The following is a 23026-nucleotide window of genomic DNA, read 5'->3' on the forward strand; positions in this document are numbered from 1 at the left end:
AAAAAACAATGAGTTATGATGTCGTGATTCTTGCAGCCGGACAGGGAAAACGGATGAAGGCAGGGAGAAATAAACTGTTCATCGAGCTGAAAGGAGCCCCTGTGATCATACACACGTTAAGGGTGTTTGACAGCCACCGGCCGTGCGAAAAAATCATTTTGGTGATTAACGAGCGGGAGCGGGAGGATTTTCAGCAATTGCTGACCAATTATCCGTTTCAAACCGCTATTGAGCTTGTTGCAGGCGGAGATGAGCGTCAGCACAGTGTTTATAAGGGGCTGAAAGCCGTGAAACAAGAAAAGATAGTCCTCGTTCACGACGGCGCCCGGCCTTTTATAAAGCATGAACAAATTGACGAACTGATCGCTAAAGCGGTACAGGCAGGAGCGGCCATCCTTGCTGTTCCGGTAAAAGATACGATTAAACGCGTTCAAGATTTACAAGTCAGAGAGACGATTGAACGTTCAAGCTTGTGGGCTGTCCAAACTCCACAAGCTTTTCGTCTTTCTTTATTGATAAAGGCTCATGCTGAGGCCGAACACAAGGGATTTTTAGGGACGGATGACGCCAGCCTCGTTGAAGAGATGGAAGGCGGATCGGTCCGTGTTGTAGAAGGCAGCTATACAAATATTAAGTTGACGACGCCAGACGACTTGACGTCAGCTGAAGCGATCATGGAATCAGAAAGTGGGAATAAATATGTTTAGAATCGGACAAGGATTTGATGTGCATCAATTAGTGGCGGACCGTCCTCTGATAATTGGCGGAATCGAAATCCCATATGAAAAAGGGCTGCTCGGCCATTCTGACGCAGATGTCTTGCTGCATACCGTTGCTGATGCTTGCCTCGGAGCTGTTGGAGAAGGCGACATAGGCAAGCATTTTCCTGACACTGATCCCGAGTTCAAGGACGCTGACTCTTTCAAATTACTTCAGCATGTCTGGGGGATCGTGAAACAGAAGGGGTATGTTCTTGGAAACATTGACTGCACCATTATTGCACAAAAGCCGAAGATGCTGCCATACATAGAAGATATGAGAAAAAGGATCGCTGAAGGCCTTGAAGCAGACGTTTCTCAAGTGAATGTAAAAGCAACAACGACAGAAAAGCTTGGATTTACAGGCCGAGCGGAAGGAATAGCGGCTCAAGCGACAGTACTGATACAAAAAGGCTAACTTGCTTTGATGCCGGGTCTATTTGGTGGTAGAATAGATTCATACATTTAGCCAGAGGCCATACATGACATGAAAGGAAGTATTTGAAAATGGGAAACGAAGTACGCGTCCGTTATGCACCGAGTCCAACAGGACATTTGCATATTGGAAATGCCAGAACGGCGCTTTTTAATTATTTATTTGCCCGCAATCAAGGCGGTAAGTTTATTATCCGTGTTGAGGACACTGATAAAAAGCGCAATATTGAGGGCGGAGAACAAAGCCAGCTGAATTATCTGAAATGGCTCGGTATTGACTGGGATGAGAGTGTCGATGTCGGCGGTGAATACGGTCCATATCGTCAGTCAGAGCGTAACGATATTTATAAAGTATACTATGAAGAGCTTCTTGAAAAAGGGCTTGCTTATAAATGTTACTGTACGAAAGAAGAGCTTGAAAAAGAACGTGAAGAACAGATTGCCCGCGGAGAAATGCCGCGCTATTCCGGGAAACACAGAAACCTGACTCAGGAAGAACAAGATACATTTATTGCTGAAGGCAGAAAGCCAAGTATTCGTTTCCGCGTGCCGGAAGGAAAAATCATCGCCTTCAACGATATTGTTAAAGGCGAAATTACTTTCGAGACAGATGGCATCGGCGACTTTGTTATTGTCAAAAAGGACGGAACACCAACCTATAACTTCGCGGTAGCGATTGATGACTACTTAATGAAAATGACACACGTGCTGCGCGGTGAGGATCACATTTCTAACACACCGAAACAGATTATGATCTATCAAGCATTCGGATGGGATATTCCTCAGTTCGGACACATGACGCTAATCGTAAATGAAAGCCGTAAAAAGCTCAGCAAACGCGATGAGTCTATTATTCAATTCATCGAACAGTATAAAGAGCTTGGCTACTTGCCAGAAGCGCTGTTCAACTTTATCGGCCTGCTTGGCTGGTCACCGGTTGGAGAAGAAGAGCTATTCACAAAAGAACAGTTTATTGACATTTTTGATGTAAACCGTTTATCTAAATCACCAGCTTTGTTTGATATGCATAAGCTAAAATGGGTCAACAACCAATACGTGAAGAAACTGGATCTTGATCAGGTTGTTGAATTGACGCTTCCGCATTTGCAAAAGGCCGGAAAAGTCGGCGCTGAGCTTTCTGCTGAAGAACAAGAATGGGTTCGTAAACTGATTTCCCTTTATCATGAGCAATTAAGCTACGGAGCGGAAATTGTTGAGCTGACTGATTTGTTCTTTACTGATAAGATCGAGTATAATCAAGAAGCAAAAGCTGTTCTGGAAGAGGAACAGGTTCCTGAGGTGCTCAGCACATTCGCTGCGAAGCTTGAAGAGCTTGAGGAGTTCACTCCGGATAACATCAAAGCATCGATCAAAGCAGTGCAGAAAGAAACTGGCCATAAAGGTAAAAAACTGTTTATGCCGATCCGTGTTGCTGTAACGGGTCAGACTCACGGTCCAGAACTGCCGCAATCCATTGAATTGATCGGAAAAGAGATCGCGATTCAGCGTTTAAAAAACATCTAAATAGATGATTGTTGACAGGGAAGAGTATAAAGCTTTAGGCCATTACAGAAAGGATCTTCATTGGCTGAGAGAGATCCATGAGCCGGGTTTTAGAAGTGCGCCCTTAAGACCTTTGAAGAACATTTTTCGAAATCAGTATTCAAAGGCGGCCGCCGCCGTTACAGGCTGAAGTTGGGAGAGCAGAAGTCTGCTTTTCAAACAGAGTGGAACCGCGCGGTTAAAGCGTCTCTGTCATGTTTACATGCAGAGGCGCTTTTTTTATTGGCGATAGAGGAAATCAGATAGAGAAACGGGGGGAAGCATGTGTTTTTTAAAATGCTCAAAGAAGACATTGATACAGTGTTCGATCAAGATCCTGCAGCAAGAAGCTATTTTGAAGTGATTTTAACTTATTCCGGTTTACATGCTATATGGGCTCATCGGATTGCACATGCTTTATATAAACGAAAATTTTATTTCCTTGCACGCCTAATATCTCAAGTAAGCCGATTTTTTACCGGGATCGAAATCCATCCCGGCGCTACAATTGGGAGGAAATTTTTCATAGATCACGGTATGGGAGTTGTCATTGGGGAGACATGTGAAATCGGCAATAACGTCACCGTTTTTCAGGGGGTTACCCTCGGGGGGACGGGGAAAGAAAAGGGAAAAAGACACCCAACGATTAAAGATGACGCATTGATAGCCACAGGTGCTAAAGTGCTTGGTTCAATTACTGTCGGTGAAGGCTCAAAAATTGGTGCCGGTTCAGTAGTGCTGCATGATGTTCCTGATTTTTCAACAGTTGTCGGCATCCCTGGACGGGTCGTTGTACAAAATGGCAAGAAAGTAAGACGCGACTTGAACCATCAGGATTTGCCCGATCCGGTTGCTGATCGATTTAAATTTTTGGAAGAGCAGATTTCAGAGCTGAAGGCAGAAATTGAAGACAGAAAAGAAAGGATCAATCAAAAATGACAATCACTCTTTATAATACATTGACTAGACAGAAGGAAACGTTTGTTCCTCTTGAAGAGGGAAAAGTGAAAATGTACGTGTGCGGCCCGACGGTTTACAATTACATTCACATCGGGAACGCGCGTCCGGCTATTGTTTATGATACAGTTCGAAACTATCTGGAATATAAAGGATACGATGTGCAGTATGTTTCTAACTTTACAGACGTAGACGATAAATTAATTAAAGCAGCGAATGAACTTGGTGACGATGTACCTGCCATTTCAGAGCGTTTTATTAAAGCATACTTTGAAGATGTAGGTGCGCTCGGATGCCGTAAAGCCGACCTTCATCCGCGAGTGATGGAAAACATGGATGCGATTATCGAATTCGTAGATCAGCTCGTGAAAAAGGGCTACGCTTATGAATCAGAAGGTGACGTTTATTTCAAAACACGAGCATTTGAAGGGTACGGAAAGCTTTCTCAGCAATCAATTGATGAACTGAGATCAGGTGCACGCATCCGGGTCGGCGAGAAAAAAGAAGATGCTCTTGATTTTGCGCTGTGGAAAGCGGCAAAAGACGGAGAAATCTCTTGGGAAAGCCCTTGGGGTAAAGGGCGTCCGGGCTGGCATATTGAATGCTCAGCGATGGTGAAAAAGTATCTGGGTGACCAAATTGATATTCATGCGGGCGGTCAGGATTTAACATTCCCACACCATGAAAACGAAATCGCGCAATCTGAGGCACTGACAGGCAAAACATTTGCGAAGTACTGGCTTCATAATGGCTATATCAATATTGATAATGAAAAAATGTCAAAATCACTAGGCAACTTTGTGCTTGTGCATGACATCATTAAACAGCATGATCCGAAGCTTTTGAGATTTTTTATGCTATCTGTTCATTATCGTCATCCGATTAACTATTCAGAAGAGCTTTTAGAGAATACAAAAAGTGCGTTCAACCGATTAAAAACAGCATACAGCAACCTTAAGCACCGTCTGAACAGCAGTACGAATTTAACGGAAGATGACGATCAATGGCTTGAGAAAGTAGAGGACCACCGCAAAGCATTCGAAGAAGCGATGGACGATGATTTTAATACAGCGAATGCCATTTCTGTTTTATTCGACTTGGCGAAGCATGCTAATTATTATCTTCAGAAGGATCATACGGCTGATCATGTGATTACAGCATTTGTTGAGATGTTTGACCGCATTGTTGCTGTCCTCGGCTTTTCATTGGGTGAGCAGGAACTGCTTGATCAAGAGATTGAAGACTTAATTGAAAAAAGAAATGAAGCGCGCCGGAACCGCGATTTTGCATTATCAGATCAGATCCGCGACCAGCTGAAAAGCATGAATATCATTCTTGAAGATACGGCTCAAGGCACTCGCTGGAAACGGGGAGAATAGTCGGATGCTTGATTTTGAGACGATAAAAGATTCAAAGCAGCTCAACGGTCTTGCGCTTGCTTATATAGGTGATGCCATATTTGAAGTGTATGTCAGGCATCACCTGCTTAAGCAGGGCTTGACGAAACCAAATGATCTTCATAAGAAATCAAGCCGGATCGTTTCGGCAAAGTCACAGGCTGAAATCCTGTTCTTTCTGCAGGATCAATCATTTTTTACGGAAGAAGAGGAAGCGGTGCTGAAAAGGGGCAGAAATGCCAAGTCGGGAACGACACCTAAAAATACAGATGTTCAAACGTATCGCTACAGTACAGCATTTGAAGCGCTGCTGGGTTACCTTTTTCTGGAGAAAAAAGAAGAAAGACTTAGTCAGCTCGTTGCCGAAGCTATACAATTCGGGACGTCAGGGAGGAAAACAAATGAGTCAGCAACATGATTACGTCATAGGGAAAAATGCAGTGATCGAGACGTTAAAATCAGATCGTAAGCTGTATAAGCTGTGGATGGCGGAAAACACCGTAAAGGGACAAGCACAGCAGGTGATTGAGCTTGCGAAAAAGCAGGGAATCACGATTCAATATGTCCCGAGAAAAAAACTCGATCAAATGGTGACAGGGCAGCATCAAGGCGTAGTGGCACAGGTTGCTGCTTATGAATATGCGGAACTGGATGATTTATATAAAGCGGCCGAAGAAAGAAATGAACAGCCTTTCTTCCTCATTTTGGACGAGCTTGAAGATCCTCATAATCTTGGTTCGATTATGAGAACAGCCGATGCGGTCGGCGCCCACGGCATCGTGATTCCAAAACGGAGAGCTGTCGGGCTGACAACAACAGTGGCCAAAGCTTCAACAGGGGCAATTGAGCACATCCCTGTCGCAAGAGTCACCAATTTGGCGCGGACGTTAGAAGAAATGAAAGAGCGGGGTATCTGGGTTGTCGGAACGGATGCATCAGCACGCGAAGACTACCGCAATATGGACGGCAATATGCCTTTGGCATTAGTTATCGGAAGTGAAGGAAAAGGGATGGGCCGCCTCGTGAAAGAAAAGTGTGATTTTCTCATTAAACTCCCGATGGCCGGGAAGGTAACTTCACTGAATGCATCTGTCGCGGCGGGTCTTTTGATGTATGAAGTATACCGGAAGCGAAACCCTCTGGGAGAATAAAGACCCATGGATATCCTGTTAGTAGACGGATACAACATGATTGGAGCTTGGCCGCAGCTGAAGGATTTAAAAGCGAACAGTTTTGAAGAGGCGAGAAACGTACTGATTCAGAAAATGGCGGAATATCAATCGTATACAGGAAACAGGGTTATTGTTGTTTTTGACGCGCATCTCGTAAAAGGGCTTGAGAAAAAACAGACCAATCACAGAGTTGAAGTGATTTTTACAAAAGAAAATGAGACGGCTGATGAGCGGATAGAAAAGCTTGCTCAGGCCTTGAATAATATTGCGACTCAGATTCATGTTGCGACCTCTGACTACACTGAGCAGTGGGCGATTTTCGGACAGGGAGCATTGCGGAAATCGGCCCGGGAGCTTTTGAGAGAGGTTGAAGCGATTGAAAGGCGAATACAGAGACGGGTCAGAAAAATCACTTCCGAAAAGCCGGCGGGTAAAATTGCTTTATCGGAAGAGGTTTTGAAAACGTTTGAAAAGTGGAGGCGGGGGGACTTAGATTAAGTTGACGCTTTTTTGCCCAATACTGTATAATATTTCTATCTACGTGCGCCGGGGGGATCGGAGTGAATCTACAGAACAACAAGGGAAAATTCAACAAAGAGCAGTTTTGCCAGTTGGAGGACGAGCAGGTCATTGAAAAGGTTCATGTTGGGGACAGTGATGCGTTAGATTACTTGATTACGAAGTACCGAAATTTTGTTCGGGCAAAAGCAAGATCCTATTTTTTAATAGGAGCGGACAGAGAGGATATTATTCAGGAAGGTATGATAGGCCTCTATAAGTCTATTCGCGACTTTAAGGAGGACAAGCTTACCTCATTCAAAGCTTTCGCAGAATTATGTATTACCCGCCAAATTATTACCGCAATAAAGACAGCTACTCGCCAGAAACACATTCCTTTGAATTCCTACGTCTCATTAGATAAACCGATTTTTGATGAAGAATCAGACCGAACGCTGCTTGATGTCATTTCAGGAGCGAAAACTTTAAATCCTGAAGAAATGATTATCAATCAGGAAGAATTTGATGATATTGAAATGAAAATGGGAGAACTATTAAGTGATTTAGAGAGAAAAGTACTGGTTTTATATCTTGATGGAAGAAGTTACCAAGAGATTTCTGATGAATTGAATCGGCATGTGAAATCGATTGATAACGCCCTTCAGCGTGTGAAACGCAAACTGGAGAAGTACTTGGAAATTCGCGAAATTAGTTTGTGACAGGGATTTACGTTATATTGACAGTATTTTTCTGACTATGATATGTTACTAACGATAAGAACTAATGTCTATTTAGGAAAAAGGTGTAATGACATGAGAAAAAAGATTACGCTAGCATGCAAGACATGCGGAAACCGTAATTATACGACAATGAAGAGCTCTGCATCAGCGGCTGAGCGATTAGAAGTAAAGAAATACTGCAGTACTTGCAATTCACATACAGCTCATCTTGAAACAAAATAGTTTTTCGCTTTTAAATTGTGGAGGTCTTTTACATGCGTATTATGAGATTCTTTAAAGATGTTGGGAAAGAAATGAAAAAGGTAAGCTGGCCTAAAGGAAAAGAGTTAACGCGTTATACCATTACGGTAATTTCAACAGTTATCTTTTTTATTATCTTTTTTGCCCTCCTTGACACAGGAATTTCTCAATTAATTCGTTTAATAGTTGAATAATGATCAGCAATACGTGCTATAATAGATCATAATATCACTTGCCAAAACCCGTTCAGCGGGTTTTTTATTGTGGCTTAAAATGAAAGTTATCATAGGCTTGCCGCCTATTTTTGAGCGTTATGGTAATTCACTAAAACCAAATGCGGGGAGGGAAGGACTGGACAGTCCTGAAGAGAATGGAAAAGAATTGGTATGTTGTTCACACGTACTCTGGTTACGAGAATAAAGTAAAAGCCAACTTGGAAAAACGTGTTGAATCAATGGGGATGCAAGATAAAATTTTCCGTGTAGTCGTACCTGAAGAAGAAGAAACAGATATCAAAAACGGCAAGAAAAAAGTTGTGAAAAAGAAAGTATTCCCTGGTTATGTGCTTGTTGAAATTGTAATGACAGACGACTCTTGGTATGTTGTCCGCAACACGCCGGGCGTTACTGGTTTCGTAGGATCTGCCGGCTCTGGTTCAAAACCGACGGCGCTTCTCCCGGGCGAAGCAGAAACCATTCTGAAGAGAATGGGCATGGACGAACGCAAAACGGACATTGACTTTGAACTGAAAGAGACAGTAAAAGTAATAGACGGGCCTTTTGCTAACTTTACTGGATCAATTGAAGAGATTGATTATGATAAAAACAAGGTCAAAGTTTTCGTTAATATGTTCGGCCGCGAAACGCCGGTTGAGCTGGAATTTACCCAAATCGATAAATTGTAATGTGAAAAAACTTGAAATTGCTATATATAAATGATAATATAGCAAAGGTACGTCTTGGACTTATCCAAGGCAACTAGCTTGATATTTCGTCATTCATATAAAGAATGAAACCTTGAGTGGGAGGGTTTACCCTATTACCACATCACGGACTTAAGGAGGTGTGTCTCGTGGCTAAAAAAGTAGTTAAAGTTGTAAAATTGCAAATTCCTGCTGGAAAAGCTAACCCAGCACCACCAGTTGGACCTGCACTTGGTCAAGCCGGTGTTAACATCATGGGATTCTGTAAGGAGTTTAACGCTCGTACAGCTGACCAAGCTGGTTTAATCATTCCTGTTGAAATTTCGGTTTACGAAGACCGTTCATTTACATTTATTACAAAAACTCCACCTGCTGCAGTATTGCTTAAAAAAGCAGCTGGAATTGAGTCTGGTTCTGGTGAACCAAACCGTAATAAAGTGGCAACCGTTAAGCGCGATAAAGTACGCGAAATCGCTGAAACAAAAATGCCTGACTTAAACGCAGCAGACGTTGAAGCGGCAATGCGCATGGTTGAAGGTACTGCCCGCAGTATGGGTATTGTAATCGAGGATTAATTTGTTTCTTGTCGGGTTGCGAGTTTTAACAAGTTCGCAACCCTTATTCGTGGGAGGTTATTCCGCTATAACCACATAAGGAGGAAATTTTAAAATGGCTAAAAAAGGTAAAAAGTACGCTGAAGCTGCTAAGCTTGTAGATCGTTCAAAAGCTTACGACGTTTCTGAAGCAGTAGCTCTCGTTAAAAAAACAAACACAGCTAAATTCGACGCTACAGTTGAAGTGGCTTTCCGTCTAGGGGTCGACCCTCGTAAAAACGACCAGCAAATCCGTGGAGCAGTTGTTCTTCCAAACGGAACTGGTAAAACTCAGCGCGTTCTCGTTTTCGCAAAAGGCGAAAAAGCGAAAGAAGCTGAAGCTGCTGGTGCAGATTTCGTTGGCGATACTGACTACATCAACAAAATTCAACAAGGTTGGTTCGATTTCGATGTAATCGTAGCTACACCTGACATGATGGGTGAAGTTGGTAAAATCGGTCGTGTGCTTGGACCAAAAGGTTTAATGCCAAACCCTAAAACTGGAACAGTTACTTTTGAAGTTGAAAAAGCAATTGGCGAAATCAAAGCTGGTAAAGTTGAATACCGTGTTGATAAAGCTGGAAACATTCATGTTCCTATCGGTAAAGTTTCTTTCGAGGATGAAAAACTTGTTGAGAACTTCACAACTATGTACGATACAATCCTGAAAGCAAAACCTGCTGCAGCAAAAGGCGTTTACGTGAAAAATGTTGCCGTTACTTCTACTATGGGACCTGGTGTCAAAGTAGACTCTTCAACTTTTAACGTAAAATAATATTGACACGATATCAACATTCTGATATGATTCAAAATGTTGTAAAATAGAATATCATTTATACCGCAGACAGTAGGGGCCTGACGGCTTAATTATCCTACCGAGGTGTATATTATCACAGCTATTACGTTACGTATGCTTGTATATACAGCCTCCATGTCTCATGGAGGCTTTTTATATGGAATCCGTCGTCTCGGTCGTGATCACCTAACGGTATAAGTGTTACACAAGAATCTACAGGAGGTGTAACCATGAGCAGCGCAATTGAAACAAAAAAAGTTGTTGTTGAAGAAATTGCTTCTAAACTGAAAGAAAGTAAATCAACGATCATCGTTGACTATCGCGGACTTAGCGTTTCTGAAGTAACAGAACTTCGTAAACAGCTTCGCGAAGCTAACGTTGAGTTCAAAGTTTACAAAAATACGATGACTCGCCGTGCAGTTGAACAAGCTGAGCTTAATGGTTTGAATGATTTCTTAACTGGACCGAACGCGATCGCATTCAGCACTGAAGATGTTGTCGCTCCGGCTAAAGTTCTTAATGAGTTCGCTAAAAACCACGAAGCTCTTGAAATCAAAGCTGGCGTTATCGAAGGTAAAGTCTCTACTGTTGAAGAAGTGAAAGCTCTTGCTGAACTTCCATCACGCGATGGCTTGCTTTCTATGTTGCTTAGCGTACTTCAAGCTCCAGTTCGCAACTTTGCTCTTGCTGCAAAAGCTGTGGCAGAACAAAAAGAAGAACAAGGCGCTTAATCTAATCAGTTTTTCATAAATTAAAACAAAATGGAGGAATTACAAATGGCTTTAAATATCGAAGAAATCATTGCTTCCGTTAAAGAAGCGACTGTACTTGAATTGAACGACCTAGTAAAAGCAATCGAAGAAGAATTTGGCGTAACTGCTGCTGCTCCTGTAGCTGTAGCTGGCGGAGCTGCTGCTGGCGGAGCTGCTGAAGAGCAAAGCGAATTCGACCTTATCCTTGCTGGTGCAGGATCTCAAAAAATCAAAGTTATCAAAGTTGTACGTGAAATCACTGGTCTTGGCTTGAAAGAAGCTAAAGAACTTGTTGACAACACTCCAAAACCACTTAAAGAAGGTATTGCTAAAGAAGAAGCTGAAGAGCTTAAAGCTAAACTTGAAGAAGTTGGCGCTTCTGTAGAAGTTAAGTAATCTTCACTTACCTGTAGAGGGAGCTCGCTTTTATGAGGCGGGCTTTTTCTTTGCCATTCTTTATGCCATAACAAAGGGAGGTTCTAATAATGAGTGAGCACTATTATTCAGATAAACCTTCAGTGAAAAGCAACAAGCAAACCTGGTCTTTTAGGCTTCGTAATAAAGATTTCACGTTTACCAGCGACAGCGGGGTTTTTTCTAAAAAGGAAGTTGATTTCGGCTCCCGTCTGCTGATTGATTCTTTTGAAGAGCCTGAAGTTGAGGGCGGCATTCTGGATGTTGGCTGTGGATATGGCCCGATTGGTTTATCGATAGCCAGCGCCTTTAAAGACCGGACCATCCACATGATTGATGTTAATGAGAGAGCCGTAGAGTTATCAAATGAAAATGCGGAACAAAACGGAATAACAAACGTTAAGATTTATCAGAGTGATTTGTTTTCGAACGTTGATTCTGCTCAAACATTTGCTTCTATTCTTACAAATCCCCCAATCCGAGCCGGAAAAAAAGTTGTCCATGCTATCTTTGAGAAAAGCGCTGAACACTTAAAAACTTCAGGTGAGTTGTGGATCGTCATACAGAAAAAACAAGGCGCGCCTTCTGCCATTGAAAAGCTCGAGGAACTGTTCGATGAAGTTTCTGTCGTTCAAAAAAAGAAAGGCTATTATATCATAAAAGCAAAAAAAGTTTGACTCGGTATTTTAGCTATGTTAATATTATAAAATGCCAATGTATATATTTTGCTTGATATGATCTATTGTCAATATCTATGTATAAATTATACAAGTATGGAAATGCTAATAAAATCGGTATTTGTTTTTGGATGTGGTTTTCTTAATTAGAAACCCTTTTTTCTTTTGTCTTGTAAAAGTATTTTCTTTCTTTGAAAGAAATGCTTATTACACATATAATACGCATGATTTGAGGGGTGAATCAGTTGACAGGTCAACTAGTTCAGTATGGACGACACCGCCAGCGCAGAAGCTATGCTCGCATTAGCGAAGTGTTAGAATTACCAAATCTCATTGAAATTCAAACCTCTTCTTATCAGTGGTTTCTTGATGAGGGTCTTAGAGAGATGTTTCAAGACATATCGCCAATTGAGGATTTCACTGGTAACCTCTCTCTTGAGTTCATTGATTATAGTTTAGGCGATCCTAAATATCCTGTAGAGGAATCAAAAGAACGTGATGTGACTTACTCAGCTCCGCTAAGAGTGAAGGTTCGTTTAATTAACAAAGAAACTGGAGAGGTAAAAGACCAAGATGTCTTCATGGGTGATTTCCCGATTATGACAGATACAGGTACTTTTATCATTAATGGTGCGGAACGCGTAATCGTTTCTCAGCTTGTTCGGTCTCCAAGTGTATATTTCAGTGGTAAAGTAGACAAAAACGGTAAAAAAGGTTTTACCGCAACTGTCATTCCAAACCGTGGCGCATGGTTAGAATACGAAACTGATGCGAAAGATGTTGTTTATGTCCGCATTGATCGCACACGTAAGTTGCCGGTTACGGTTCTTTTGCGTGCTCTCGGCTTCGGTTCCGATCAAGAGATTCTTGATCTCGTAGGAGAAAATGAATATCTGCGAAATACGCTTGATAAAGATAACACAGAAAATAGCGACAAAGCGTTGCTTGAAATTTACGAACGTCTCCGTCCTGGAGAGCCGCCTACAGTAGAAAATGCGAAAAGCTTGCTTGATTCTCGTTTCTTTGATCCGAAACGATACGATCTTGCCAATGTAGGACGCTATAAAATTAATAAAAAACTTCATATCAAGAATCGCCTCTTTAATCAGAGACTTGCAGAAACGCTTGTTGATCCTGAAACAGGAGAAATCCTGGCTGAAAAAGGCCAGATCCTTGATAGAAGAACACTTGATAAAGTACTGCCATACTTAGAAAACGGAATCGGTTTCAGAAAGCTGTATCCGAATGGCGGCGTTGTTGAAGATGAAGTAACTCTTCAATCGATTAAAATCTTTGCTCCGACTGATCAAGAAGGAGAACAGGTTATTAATGTAATCGGAAATGCTTACACCGAAGAAGAGATTAAAAACATTACGCCTGCTGATATTATTTCTTCTATCAGCTACTTCTTCAACCTGCTGCACGGGGTAGGCGACACAGATGATATCGATCATCTTGGGAACCGCCGTTTACGTTCTGTAGGTGAGCTTCTCCAGAACCAATTCCGTATCGGTTTAAGCCGTATGGAGCGTGTGGTTCGTGAGAGAATGTCAATTCAAGATACGAATACAATTACACCTCAGCAGCTGATCAATATTCGTCCTGTTATTGCGTCCATTAAAGAGTTCTTTGGAAGCTCTCAGCTTTCTCAATTCATGGACCAGACGAACCCGCTAGCTGAATTAACGCATAAGCGCCGTCTGTCAGCATTAGGACCGGGCGGATTGACACGTGAGCGTGCCGGAATGGAAGTGCGTGACGTTCACTACTCCCACTATGGCCGTATGTGTCCGATCGAAACGCCTGAGGGTCCGAACATCGGTTTGATCAACTCACTTTCATCTTATGCAAAAGTAAACCGTTTTGGCTTTATCGAAACACCATATCGCCGTGTTGACCCTGAAACAGGGAAGGTAACGGGCAGAATCGATTACTTAACTGCTGATGAAGAGGATAACTATGTTGTCGCTCAAGCGAACGCTCGTCTTGATGACGATGGCTCATTTATTGATGACAGCATCGTAGCCCGTTTCCGAGGGGAAAACACCGTTGTTTCCAGAAACCGTGTGGACTACATGGATGTATCACCTAAACAGGTTGTTTCTGCTGCGACAGCATGTATCCCGTTCCTGGAAAACGATGACTCCAACCGTGCCCTAATGGGAGCGAACATGCAGCGTCAGGCTGTGCCTTTGATGCAGCCGGAAGCGCCATTCGTTGGAACTGGTATGGAATACGTATCAGGTAAAGACTCTGGGGCCGCTGTTATTTGTAAACACCCTGGTATCGTTGAACGCGTAGAAGCGAAAAACGTTTGGGTTCGCCGTTATGAAGAAGTAGACGGTCAAAAGGTAAAAGGAAACCTGGATAAATACAGCATGCTGAAATTTGTCCGCTCCAACCAAGGTACTTGCTACAACCAGCGCCCGATCGTAAGTGTCGGCGATGAAGTGGTAAAAGGAGAAATCCTTGCTGACGGTCCTTCTATGGAGCTTGGTGAACTTGCGCTTGGCCGTAACGTAATGGTCGGCTTCATGACATGGGATGGTTACAACTATGAGGATGCCATCATCATGAGTGAACGCCTTGTGAAGGATGATGTTTATACATCTATCCACATTGAAGAATATGAATCAGAAGCACGCGATACGAAACTTGGACCTGAAGAAATCACTCGCGATATTCCAAACGTCGGTGAAGATGCGCTTCGCAATCTTGATGACCGCGGAATCATTCGTATTGGGGCAGAAGTGAAAGACGGAGATCTTCTTGTTGGTAAAGTAACGCCTAAAGGTGTAACAGAACTGACTGCTGAAGAACGCCTGCTTCACGCCATCTTTGGTGAAAAGGCCCGCGAGGTTCGTGATACTTCTCTTCGTGTGCCTCACGGCGGCGGCGGAATTATCCACGACGTTAAAGTCTTCAACCGTGAAGACGGAGATGAACTTCCTCCAGGCGTTAACCAATTGGTACGTGTGTATATCGTTCAGAAACGTAAGATTTCTGAAGGGGATAAAATGGCCGGTCGTCACGGTAACAAAGGTGTTATCTCTAAGATTCTTCCTGAAGAGGATATGCCTTACCTTCCTGACGGTACACCAATTGATATCATGCTTAACCCGCTGGGCGTACCATCACGTATGAACATCGGGCAGGTACTGGAGCTTCACATGGGGATGGCCGCTCGTTATCTCGGCATCCACATTGCGTCACCGGTATTTGACGGTGCGCGTGAAGAGGATGTTTGGGAAACACTTGAAGAAGCCGGTATGTCTCGCGACGCCAAAACCGTTCTTTACGATGGGCGTAGCGGAGAGCCGTTTGATAACCGTGTGTCTGTCGGTATCATGTATATGATTAAACTGGCCCACATGGTTGATGATAAACTTCATGCGCGTTCTACAGGTCCTTACTCACTTGTTACGCAGCAGCCTCTCGGCGGTAAAGCGCAATTTGGCGGACAGCGTTTTGGTGAGATGGAGGTTTGGGCACTTGAAGCTTACGGTGCGGCTTACACTCTTCAAGAGATTCTGACTGTTAAGTCTGATGACGTGGTCGGACGTGTGAAAACATACGAAGCCATCGTTAAAGGCGACAACGTTCCTGAACCAGGTGTTCCGGAATCATTCAAAGTATTAATCAAAGAACTTCAAAGCTTAGGTATGGATGTGAAAATCCTTTCCGGTGATGAAGAAGAAATAGAAATGAGAGATTTAGAAGACGAAGAAGATGCGAAACAAGCTGACGGCCTGGCATTATCAGGTGATGAAGAGCCGGAGGAAACAGCATCAGCAGACGTTGAACGAGATGTAGTAACAAAAGAATAATCTCTAGTTATAAAGGCAAGTGACATCGGTTAATCCGAAGATAAAAAGGGAGGTAGGCCCCTTGCTAGATGTGAACAATTTTGAGTATATGAACATCGGTCTTGCTTCACCGGATAAAATCCGTTCATGGTCTTTTGGTGAAGTGAAAAAGCCTGAAACGATAAACTATCGTACGTTAAAACCTGAAAAGGACGGTCTATTCTGCGAACGCATTTTCGGACCGACTAAAGACTGGGAATGTCATTGCGGGAAGTACAAGCGAGTTCGTTATAAAGGCGTAGTTTGTGACCGCTGCGGAGTCGAAGTAACACGGGCTAAAGTCCGTCGTGAGAGAATGGGGCACATTGAACTGGCTGCCCCAGTTTCCCACATTTGGTATTTCAAAGGTATTCCAAGCCGTATGGGTCTTGTGCTGGATATGTCACCTCGTGCTTTAGAAGAAGTCATTTACTTTGCTTCTTACGTTGTAACTGACCCGGCAAACACACCGCTTGAAAAGAAACAGCTTCTGTCTGAGAAAGAATACCGTGCTTATCTCGATAAATACGGTAATAAATTCCAAGCGTCTATGGGTGCAGAGGCGATTCATAAACTTCTTCAAGATATTGATCTTGTAAAAGAAGTAGATATGTTAAAAGAAGAGCTAAAAACATCACAAGGACAACGCCGTACTCGTGCGATCAAGCGCCTTGAAGTTTTAGAAGCCTTCCGTAACTCAGGTAACAAGCCTTCTTGGATGATCCTTGATGTGCTTCCTGTTATCCCTCCTGAGCTTAGACCGATGGTTCAGCTTGATGGCGGACGTTTTGCGACTTCTGATTTGAACGATCTTTATCGTCGTGTCATCAACCGTAACAATCGTTTGAAACGCCTTTTGGACCTTGGTGCGCCTAGCATTATTGTTCAAAATGAGAAGCGTATGCTTCAAGAGGCTGTCGATGCCTTAATTGACAACGGCCGCCGCGGACGTCCTGTGACAGGTCCTGGTAACAGGCCGTTAAAATCTCTTTCTCACATGCTGAAAGGGAAGCAAGGCCGTTTCCGTCAAAACCTTCTTGGTAAACGTGTCGATTACTCTGGACGTTCTGTAATCGTTGTTGGCCCTCATTTGAAAATGTACCAATGCGGATTACCGAAGGAAATGGCGCTTGAACTTTTCAAACCTTTCGTTATGAAAGAGCTTGTTGAAAAAGGTCTTGCTCACAACATTAAGAGTGCGAAACGCAAAATTGAGCGTGTACAGCCTGAAGTGTGGGATGTGCTAGAGTCAGTTATCAAGGAGCATCCGGTACTTCTGAACCGTGCCCCTACGCTTCACAGATTAGGTATCCAAGCGTTTGAACCAACACTTGTTGAAGGACGCGCGATCCGTCTTCATCCGCTCGTATGTACAGCTTATAACGCTGACTTTGATGGTGACCAAATGGCGGTTCACGTACCATTATCTGCAGAAGCTCAAGCTGAAGCACGCATCTTGATGCTTGCCGCTCAGAACATCTTGAACCCTAAAGATGGTAAACCGGTTGTAACACCGTCTCAGGATATGGTACTGGGTAACTATTACCTGACACTTGAGCGTGCCGGTGCTGTCGGTGAAGGTATGGTTTTCAAAAATACAGACGAGGCGCTGCTCGCTTATCAAAATGGATATGTACACCTTCATACGAGAGTAGCTGTTGCAGCCAACTCCCTTAAGAATGTGACATTTACAGAAGAACAGCGCTCAAAATTGTTAATTACAACTGTCGGTAAGCTTGTCTTCAATGAAATTCTTCCGGAATCATTCCCTTACATGAATGAACCGACGAAGAGCAACATTGAAGAAAAAACACCTGACCGTTTCTTCTTAGAAAAAGGTGCCGATGTTAAAGCTGCCATTGCAGAGCAGCCAATCAATGCACCGTTTAAAAAAGGTATTCTCGGTAAAATCATCGCGGAAATCTTTAAACGATTCCATATCACGGAAACGTCTAAAATGCTTGACCGCATGAAAAACCTAGGCTTTAGATACTCTACAAAAGCTGGTATTACAGTTGGGGTTTCTGACATCGTCGTTCTCGATGATAAGCAAGAAATTCTTGAAGAAGCACAAGGCAAAGTTGATAACGTCTTGAAGCAATTCCGACGTGGTCTAATCACTGAAGAAGAACGCTATGAGAGAGTTATTTCTATCTGGAGTGCTGCGAAAGACGTTATCCAGGGCAAACTGATGCAATCACTGGATGAGCTTAACCCGATCTACATGATGAGTGACTCTGGTGCCCGTGGTAACGCGTCTAACTTTACACAGCTTGCCGGAATGCGCGGTCTGATGGCCAACCCGGCTGGACGTATCATTGAGTTGCCGATCAAATCAAGTTTCCGTGAAGGTCTGACGGTATTGGAGTACTTTATCTCCACTCACGGTGCGCGTAAAGGTCTGGCCGATACCGCACTTAAAACCGCTGACTCAGGTTACCTTACACGTCGACTCGTTGACGTTGCACAGGATGTTATCATCCGTGAAACGGATTGTGGAACTGACCGAGGCATCCTCGCTCAGCCCCTTAAAGAAGGAACTGAAACAATTGAGCGCTTAGAAGAACGCTTAATCGGCCGTTTTGCACGAAAACAAGTAAAGCACCCTGAAACAGGTGAAGTACTTATCAATGAAAACGAACTGATCGATGAAGATAAAGCATTAGAGATTGTAGAAGCCGGCATTGAAGAAGTGTGGATCCGTTCTGCCTTCACATGCAATACGCCTCATGGTGTATGTAAACGATGCTATGGCCGAAATCTTGCAACTGGCTCTGATGTTGAAGTCGGTGAGGCTGTCGGTATCATTGCTGCCCAATCAATCGGTGAGCCTGGTACACAGTTAACAATGCGTACATTCCATACAGGCGGGGTTGCCGGAGACGATATCACACAGGGTCTTCCGCGTATCCAAGAGCTATTCGAAGCGCGTAATCCGAAAGGTCAGGCAACAATTACAGAAATCGACGGTACAGTCGTTGAGATCAATGAAGTTCGTGATAAACAACAGGAAATTGTGGTTCAAGGCGCAGTGGAAACACGTTCATATACGGCACCTTATAACTCCCGCTTGAAAGTAGCGGAAGGAGACAAAATTACTCGAGGCCAAGTGCTGACAGAGGGTTCAATCGATCCGAAAGAGCTTCTGAAAGTGACTGACCTGACGACTGTTCAAGAGTATCTTCTCCATGAGGTTCAAAAGGTTTACCGTATGCAGGGTGTTGAAATCGGTGATAAACACGTAGAAGTTATGGTTCGCCAGATGCTTCGCAAAGTCCGCGTGATTGACGCCGGTGACACTGATGTGCTTCCAGGTACATTGCTTGATATTCACCAATTTACTGAAGCGAACAAAAAGGTACTGCTTGAAGGCAATCGTCCTGCTACAGGCCGTCCTGTCTTACTCGGTATTACAAAAGCTTCTCTTGAAACTGATTCATTCTTATCTGCTGCCTCCTTCCAGGAAACAACACGTGTTCTTACAGATGCAGCGATCAAAGGTAAGCGTGATGAGCTTCTCGGCTTGAAAGAGAATGTAATCATCGGTAAGCTTGTTCCGGCTGGTACTGGTATGATGAAATACCGTAAAGTAAAACCAGTTTCAAATGTTCAGCCGACTGATGACATGGTTCCGGTTGAATAACTGATTTAAGCTGCTGAAAGACTGTCAAAACAGTCTTTCAGCAGATATATTTAATAAAATATTACGCTATGAGAAGAACGAAACTAAAAAATGTCATACCATGTTGACAATCGTCTCCTAGAATGATAATATAACCAAGGTGCTCGAAATAAACCTGTTACTTTGGAGGATATGTTCATGTCTTATGATAAAGTATCACAGGCCAAATCAATTATTATTGGTACGAAGCAAACAGTGAAAGCTCTAAAACGAGGTTCAGTAAAGGAAGTAGTCGTTGCAAAAGATGCAGATCCAGTGCTCACGACAAGTGTTGTTTCACTTGCGGAAGATCAAGGTATCTCTGTCTTAATGGTTGAATCCATGAAAAAGCTCGGCAAAGCCTGCGGAATTGAAGTAGGAGCAGCCGCTGTTGCCATTATTTTATAGCGTACTTTTGTTTTTGCATAAGATTTCATCTTGTGTAAAGACATTGTTTTTTGCCTTTTAATGAACCACCTGGGTATGTGGGTTATAAAACGTAATGAAGGGAGGAAAAAATAATGCCTACAATTAATCAGCTAATTCGCAAAGGACGCGTGAGTAAAGTAGAAAACTCAAAGTCTCCTGCACTTAACAAAGGATACAACAGCTTTAAAAAAGAGCACACTAACGTATCTTCTCCACAAAAACGCGGGGTATGTACTCGTGTTGGTACAATGACACCGAAAAAACCGAACTCAGCACTTCGTAAATATGCTCGTGTTCGTTTGACTAACGGAATCGAGGTTACGGCTTACATTCCTGGTATCGGTCACAACCTGCAAGAGCACAGCGTTGTACTCATCCGTGGCGGACGTGTAAAAGACTTACCAGGGGTACGTTACCACATCGTTCGTGGTGCGCTTGACACTGCTGGAGTAGAAAACCGTGCGCAAGGCCGTTCTAAATACGGAACTAAACGCCCTAAAGCAAAATAATAAACATAAAAACGTAAAATTAATGAAGGGAGGATATTCAGATGCCACGTAAAGGTCCTGTAGCAAAAAGAGATGTTTTACCTGATCCGCTTTATAATTCTAAGCTTGTATCACGTCTAATCAACAAAATGATGATCGATGGTAAAAAAGGTAAGTCTCAAACAATCCTATACAAGTCATTCGATATCATTAAAGAACGTACTGGCAATGATGCAATGGAGGTTTTTGAACAAGCATTGAAAAACATCATGCCTGTACTTGAAGTTAAAGCACGCCGTGTGGGTGGTGCAAACTACCAAGTTCCTGTAGAAGTTCGTCCTGAACGTCGTACTACTCTCGGACTTCGCTGGTTAGTAAACTATGCTCGTCTTCGTGGAGAAAAAACGATGGAAGAGCGTTTGGCTAACGAAATCCTTGACGCAGCTAACAATACTGGTGCTGCTGTTAAGAAACGCGAAGATACTCATAAGATGGCTGAAGCAAACAAAGCATTTGCTCACTATCGCTGGTAGGATTTATATACTAAAAACACAATTTCCTAATAAGGAAGGAGAAATTACCCAATGGCAAGAGAGTTCTCCTTAGATAAAACTCGTAATATCGGGATCATGGCTCACATTGATGCCGGTAAAACGACTACTACAGAACGTATCTTGTTCTACACAGGCCGTATCCACAAAATTGGCGAAACTCATGAAGGAGCTTCCCAAATGGACTGGATGGAGCAGGAACAAGAACGCGGTATCACAATCACATCCGCTGCGACAACTGCACAGTGGAAAGGATACCGCGTAAACATCATCGATACTCCAGGACACGTAGACTTCACAGTTGAAGTTGAACGTTCTCTTCGTGTACTTGATGGTGCGGTTGCCGTGCTTGATGCACAATCAGGCGTTGAGCCTCAAACAGAAACAGTATGGCGCCAAGCAACAACTTACGGAGTACCGCGTGTCGTATTTGTCAACAAAATGGACAAAATCGGCGCAGACTTCCTTTACTCTGTAGGCACTTTAAGAGACCGTCTTCAAGCTAACGCCCATGCAATCCAATTGCCAATCGGTGCTGAAGACAACTTCGAAGGTATCATCGACCTTGTAGAAAACGTTGCGTATTTCTACGAAGATGATCTTGGAACTCGTTCTGATGCGAAAGAAATCCCTGAAGAGTACAAAGAACAAGCTGAAGAGCATCGCAACAGCTTAATTGAAGCTGTCGCTGAGCTTGATGAAGAGCTTATGGAAAAGTACCTCGAAGGTGAAGAAATCACAATCGACGAGCTGAAAGCTGCAATCCGTAAAGGTACTTTGAATGTTGAATTCTACCCAGTACTTGTCGGTTCTGCTTTCAAAAACAAAGGTGTTCAGCTTGTACTTGATGCAGTTCTTGACTACCTTCCTGCACCAACTGATGTTGCTGCAATCAAAGGTGTACGTCCGGATACGGATGAAGAGATTGTTCGTCATTCTTCTGATGAAGAACCATTCTCTGCACTTGCATTTAAAGTAATGACTGACCCTTATGTTGGTAAGCTGACGTTCTTCCGTGTGTACTCTGGAACGCTCGATTCCGGTTCATACGTGAAAAACTCAACAAAAGGCAAGCGTGAGCGTGTCGGACGTATCCTGCAAATGCATGCCAACAGCCGTGAAGAGATCGCTACTGTTTACGCAGGAGATATTGCAGCAGCTGTAGGTCTAAAAGATACATCTACTGGAGATACTCTATGTGACGAAAAGGATCTTGTAATCCTTGAATCAATGGAATTCCCAGAGCCGGTTATCGATGTTGCGATTGAGCCTAAATCAAAAGCTGACCAAGATAAAATGGGTATCGCTTTAGCGAAACTTGCTGAAGAAGATCCTACATTCCGTACTCAAACAAATCCGGAAACTGGTCAGACGATCATCTCTGGTATGGGTGAACTTCACCTTGATATCATTGTTGACCGTATGAAGCGTGAATTCAAAGTAGAAGCTAACGTAGGTGCTCCTCAAGTTGCGTACCGTGAAACATTCCGTTCAGGTGCAAAAGTTGAAGGTAAATTCGTACGTCAATCTGGTGGACGCGGTCAGTTCGGACACGTTTGGATTGAATTCGAACCAAACGAAGAAGGCGCTGGATTTGAATTCGAAAACGCAATCGTCGGTGGTGTTGTTCCTCGTGAATACATCCCAGCCGTACAAGCAGGTCTTGAAGACTCTCTTGAAAATGGTGTCTTAGCAGGTTTCCCTCTAATTGACATCAAGGCAAAACTTTTTGATGGTTCTTACCATGATGTTGACTCAAACGAAATGGCGTTTAAAGTCGCTGCTTCAATGGCATTGAAAAATGCAGTCAGCAAATGTAACCCTGTTCTTCTTGAACCAATTATGAAAGTTGAAGTTGTTATTCCAGAAGAATACATGGGAGACATCATGGGTGATGTTACTTCTCGTCGCGGACGCGTAGAAGGTATGGAAGCTCGCGGTAACGCACAAGTTGTTCGCGCGATGGTTCCTCTTGCTGAAATGTTCGGTTACGCTACTGCACTTCGTTCTAATACGCAAGGTCGCGGTACGTTCACTATGTTCATGGATCACTACGAAGAAGTGCCGAAGAGCATTGCTGAAGAAATTATCAAAAAAAATAAAGGCGAATAATTGATTTTGCCTCTTAACTCAAGTATAACTACTATTGTAAGATGAGG

The 23026-nt window shown here is 43.2% G+C and carries 23 protein-coding genes and 2 other annotated features; all 23 genes read left to right on the forward strand.

The window, feature by feature from the left end:
• Positions 1-8 precede the first annotated feature (8 nt).
• The 23 genes from ispD to fusA all read left to right on the forward strand — a co-directional run bounded on the left by ispD (position 9) and on the right by fusA (position 22979).
• Positions 9-707, forward strand: coding sequence for a 2-C-methyl-D-erythritol 4-phosphate cytidylyltransferase (gene ispD / locus M1D98_RS00595; RefSeq protein ID WP_456279901.1), 699 nt, complete (start codon positions 9-11; stop codon positions 705-707).
• Complete coding sequence (gene ispF / locus M1D98_RS00600; protein ID WP_010327709.1) at positions 700-1176, forward strand: 2-C-methyl-D-erythritol 2,4-cyclodiphosphate synthase; 477 nt, start codon at positions 700-702, stop codon at positions 1174-1176. The genes ispD and ispF overlap by 8 nt, the downstream gene beginning before the upstream one ends.
• Before the next feature lie 89 nt (positions 1177-1265).
• Positions 1266-2717 carry a glutamate--tRNA ligase gene (gltX, locus tag M1D98_RS00605; RefSeq protein WP_456279902.1) on the forward strand — a complete coding sequence of 484 codons (1452 nt, stop codon included), beginning with the start codon at positions 1266-1268 and terminating at the stop codon, positions 2715-2717.
• 2 nt (positions 2718-2719) lie between these two features.
• Positions 2720-2950, forward strand: a binding site (T-box leader).
• A gap of 70 nt (positions 2951-3020) precedes the next feature.
• The gene (gene cysE / locus M1D98_RS00610) at positions 3021-3674 is read left to right on the forward strand and encodes a serine O-acetyltransferase (RefSeq protein WP_010327711.1); all 654 of its coding nucleotides are present in this window, start codon (positions 3021-3023) and stop codon (positions 3672-3674) included.
• Entirely contained in the window at positions 3671-5071 is a 1401-nt protein-coding gene (gene cysS, locus M1D98_RS00615; protein WP_010327712.1) for a cysteine--tRNA ligase, read from the forward strand. The genes cysE and cysS overlap by 4 nt, the downstream gene beginning before the upstream one ends.
• A gap of 4 nt (positions 5072-5075) precedes the next feature.
• The gene (locus tag M1D98_RS00620; RefSeq protein ID WP_010327713.1) at positions 5076-5507 is read left to right on the forward strand and encodes a mini-ribonuclease 3; all 432 of its coding nucleotides are present in this window, start codon (positions 5076-5078) and stop codon (positions 5505-5507) included.
• Entirely contained in the window at positions 5491-6240 is a 750-nt protein-coding gene (gene rlmB, locus M1D98_RS00625) for a 23S rRNA (guanosine(2251)-2'-O)-methyltransferase RlmB (RefSeq protein WP_003225755.1), read from the forward strand. The genes M1D98_RS00620 and rlmB overlap by 17 nt, the downstream gene beginning before the upstream one ends.
• A 6-nt stretch (positions 6241-6246) precedes the next feature.
• Positions 6247-6759: a ribosome-dependent mRNA decay endonuclease Rae1/YacP gene (rae1, locus tag M1D98_RS00630; RefSeq protein ID WP_010327714.1), complete on the forward strand. Its 513-nt coding sequence runs from the start codon at positions 6247-6249 to the stop codon at positions 6757-6759.
• Positions 6760-6821: 62 nt separating this feature from the next.
• Positions 6822-7478, forward strand: coding sequence for an RNA polymerase sporulation sigma factor SigH (gene sigH / locus M1D98_RS00635; protein WP_010327715.1), 657 nt, complete (start codon positions 6822-6824; stop codon positions 7476-7478).
• 93 nt (positions 7479-7571) lie between these two features.
• Positions 7572-7721 (forward strand): 50S ribosomal protein L33, encoded by a 150-nt coding sequence (rpmG, locus tag M1D98_RS00640; RefSeq protein ID WP_003156421.1) that lies wholly within the window; start codon positions 7572-7574, stop codon positions 7719-7721.
• Positions 7722-7753: 32 nt separating this feature from the next.
• Complete coding sequence (gene secE, locus M1D98_RS00645; protein ID WP_010327716.1) at positions 7754-7933, forward strand: preprotein translocase subunit SecE; 180 nt, start codon at positions 7754-7756, stop codon at positions 7931-7933.
• A gap of 176 nt (positions 7934-8109) precedes the next feature.
• Complete coding sequence (gene nusG, locus M1D98_RS00650) at positions 8110-8643, forward strand: transcription termination/antitermination protein NusG (protein ID WP_010327717.1); 534 nt, start codon at positions 8110-8112, stop codon at positions 8641-8643.
• A gap of 167 nt (positions 8644-8810) precedes the next feature.
• Positions 8811-9236 carry a 50S ribosomal protein L11 gene (gene rplK, locus M1D98_RS00655; RefSeq protein WP_003156430.1) on the forward strand — a complete coding sequence of 142 codons (426 nt, stop codon included), beginning with the start codon at positions 8811-8813 and terminating at the stop codon, positions 9234-9236.
• A gap of 94 nt (positions 9237-9330) precedes the next feature.
• The gene (rplA, locus tag M1D98_RS00660) at positions 9331-10029 is read left to right on the forward strand and encodes a 50S ribosomal protein L1 (protein WP_010327718.1); all 699 of its coding nucleotides are present in this window, start codon (positions 9331-9333) and stop codon (positions 10027-10029) included.
• A 45-nt stretch (positions 10030-10074) separates the two neighbouring features.
• Positions 10075-10215 (forward strand) — a sequence feature (ribosomal protein L10 leader region).
• A gap of 65 nt (positions 10216-10280) precedes the next feature.
• The gene (gene rplJ / locus M1D98_RS00665; protein WP_010327719.1) at positions 10281-10781 is read left to right on the forward strand and encodes a 50S ribosomal protein L10; all 501 of its coding nucleotides are present in this window, start codon (positions 10281-10283) and stop codon (positions 10779-10781) included.
• Between the two features lie 45 nt (positions 10782-10826).
• Positions 10827-11198: a 50S ribosomal protein L7/L12 gene (gene rplL, locus M1D98_RS00670; RefSeq protein ID WP_003156436.1), complete on the forward strand. Its 372-nt coding sequence runs from the start codon at positions 10827-10829 to the stop codon at positions 11196-11198.
• An 89-nt stretch (positions 11199-11287) separates the two neighbouring features.
• The gene (locus tag M1D98_RS00675) at positions 11288-11893 is read left to right on the forward strand and encodes a class I SAM-dependent methyltransferase (protein WP_010327720.1); all 606 of its coding nucleotides are present in this window, start codon (positions 11288-11290) and stop codon (positions 11891-11893) included.
• A 245-nt stretch (positions 11894-12138) separates the two neighbouring features.
• Positions 12139-15720, forward strand: a complete 3582-nt coding sequence (rpoB, locus tag M1D98_RS00680; RefSeq protein WP_039076386.1) for a DNA-directed RNA polymerase subunit beta — start codon at positions 12139-12141, stop codon at positions 15718-15720.
• Positions 15721-15781: 61 nt separating this feature from the next.
• Positions 15782-19381, forward strand: coding sequence for a DNA-directed RNA polymerase subunit beta' (rpoC, locus tag M1D98_RS00685; RefSeq protein ID WP_039076387.1), 3600 nt, complete (start codon positions 15782-15784; stop codon positions 19379-19381).
• Between the two features lie 177 nt (positions 19382-19558).
• The gene (locus M1D98_RS00690; RefSeq protein WP_039076388.1) at positions 19559-19807 is read left to right on the forward strand and encodes a 50S ribosomal protein L7ae-like protein; all 249 of its coding nucleotides are present in this window, start codon (positions 19559-19561) and stop codon (positions 19805-19807) included.
• Between the two features lie 113 nt (positions 19808-19920).
• On the forward strand, positions 19921-20337 hold the full coding sequence (gene rpsL / locus M1D98_RS00695; protein WP_003156445.1) for a 30S ribosomal protein S12: 417 nt from the start codon (positions 19921-19923) through the stop codon (positions 20335-20337).
• 41 nt (positions 20338-20378) lie between these two features.
• Positions 20379-20849 (forward strand): 30S ribosomal protein S7, encoded by a 471-nt coding sequence (rpsG, locus tag M1D98_RS00700; protein ID WP_003156447.1) that lies wholly within the window; start codon positions 20379-20381, stop codon positions 20847-20849.
• A 51-nt stretch (positions 20850-20900) separates the two neighbouring features.
• Positions 20901-22979 (forward strand): elongation factor G, encoded by a 2079-nt coding sequence (gene fusA / locus M1D98_RS00705; RefSeq protein WP_039076389.1) that lies wholly within the window; start codon positions 20901-20903, stop codon positions 22977-22979.
• Positions 22980-23026 lie beyond the last annotated feature (47 nt).

Source organism: Bacillus sp. K7 (assembly GCF_053903245.1).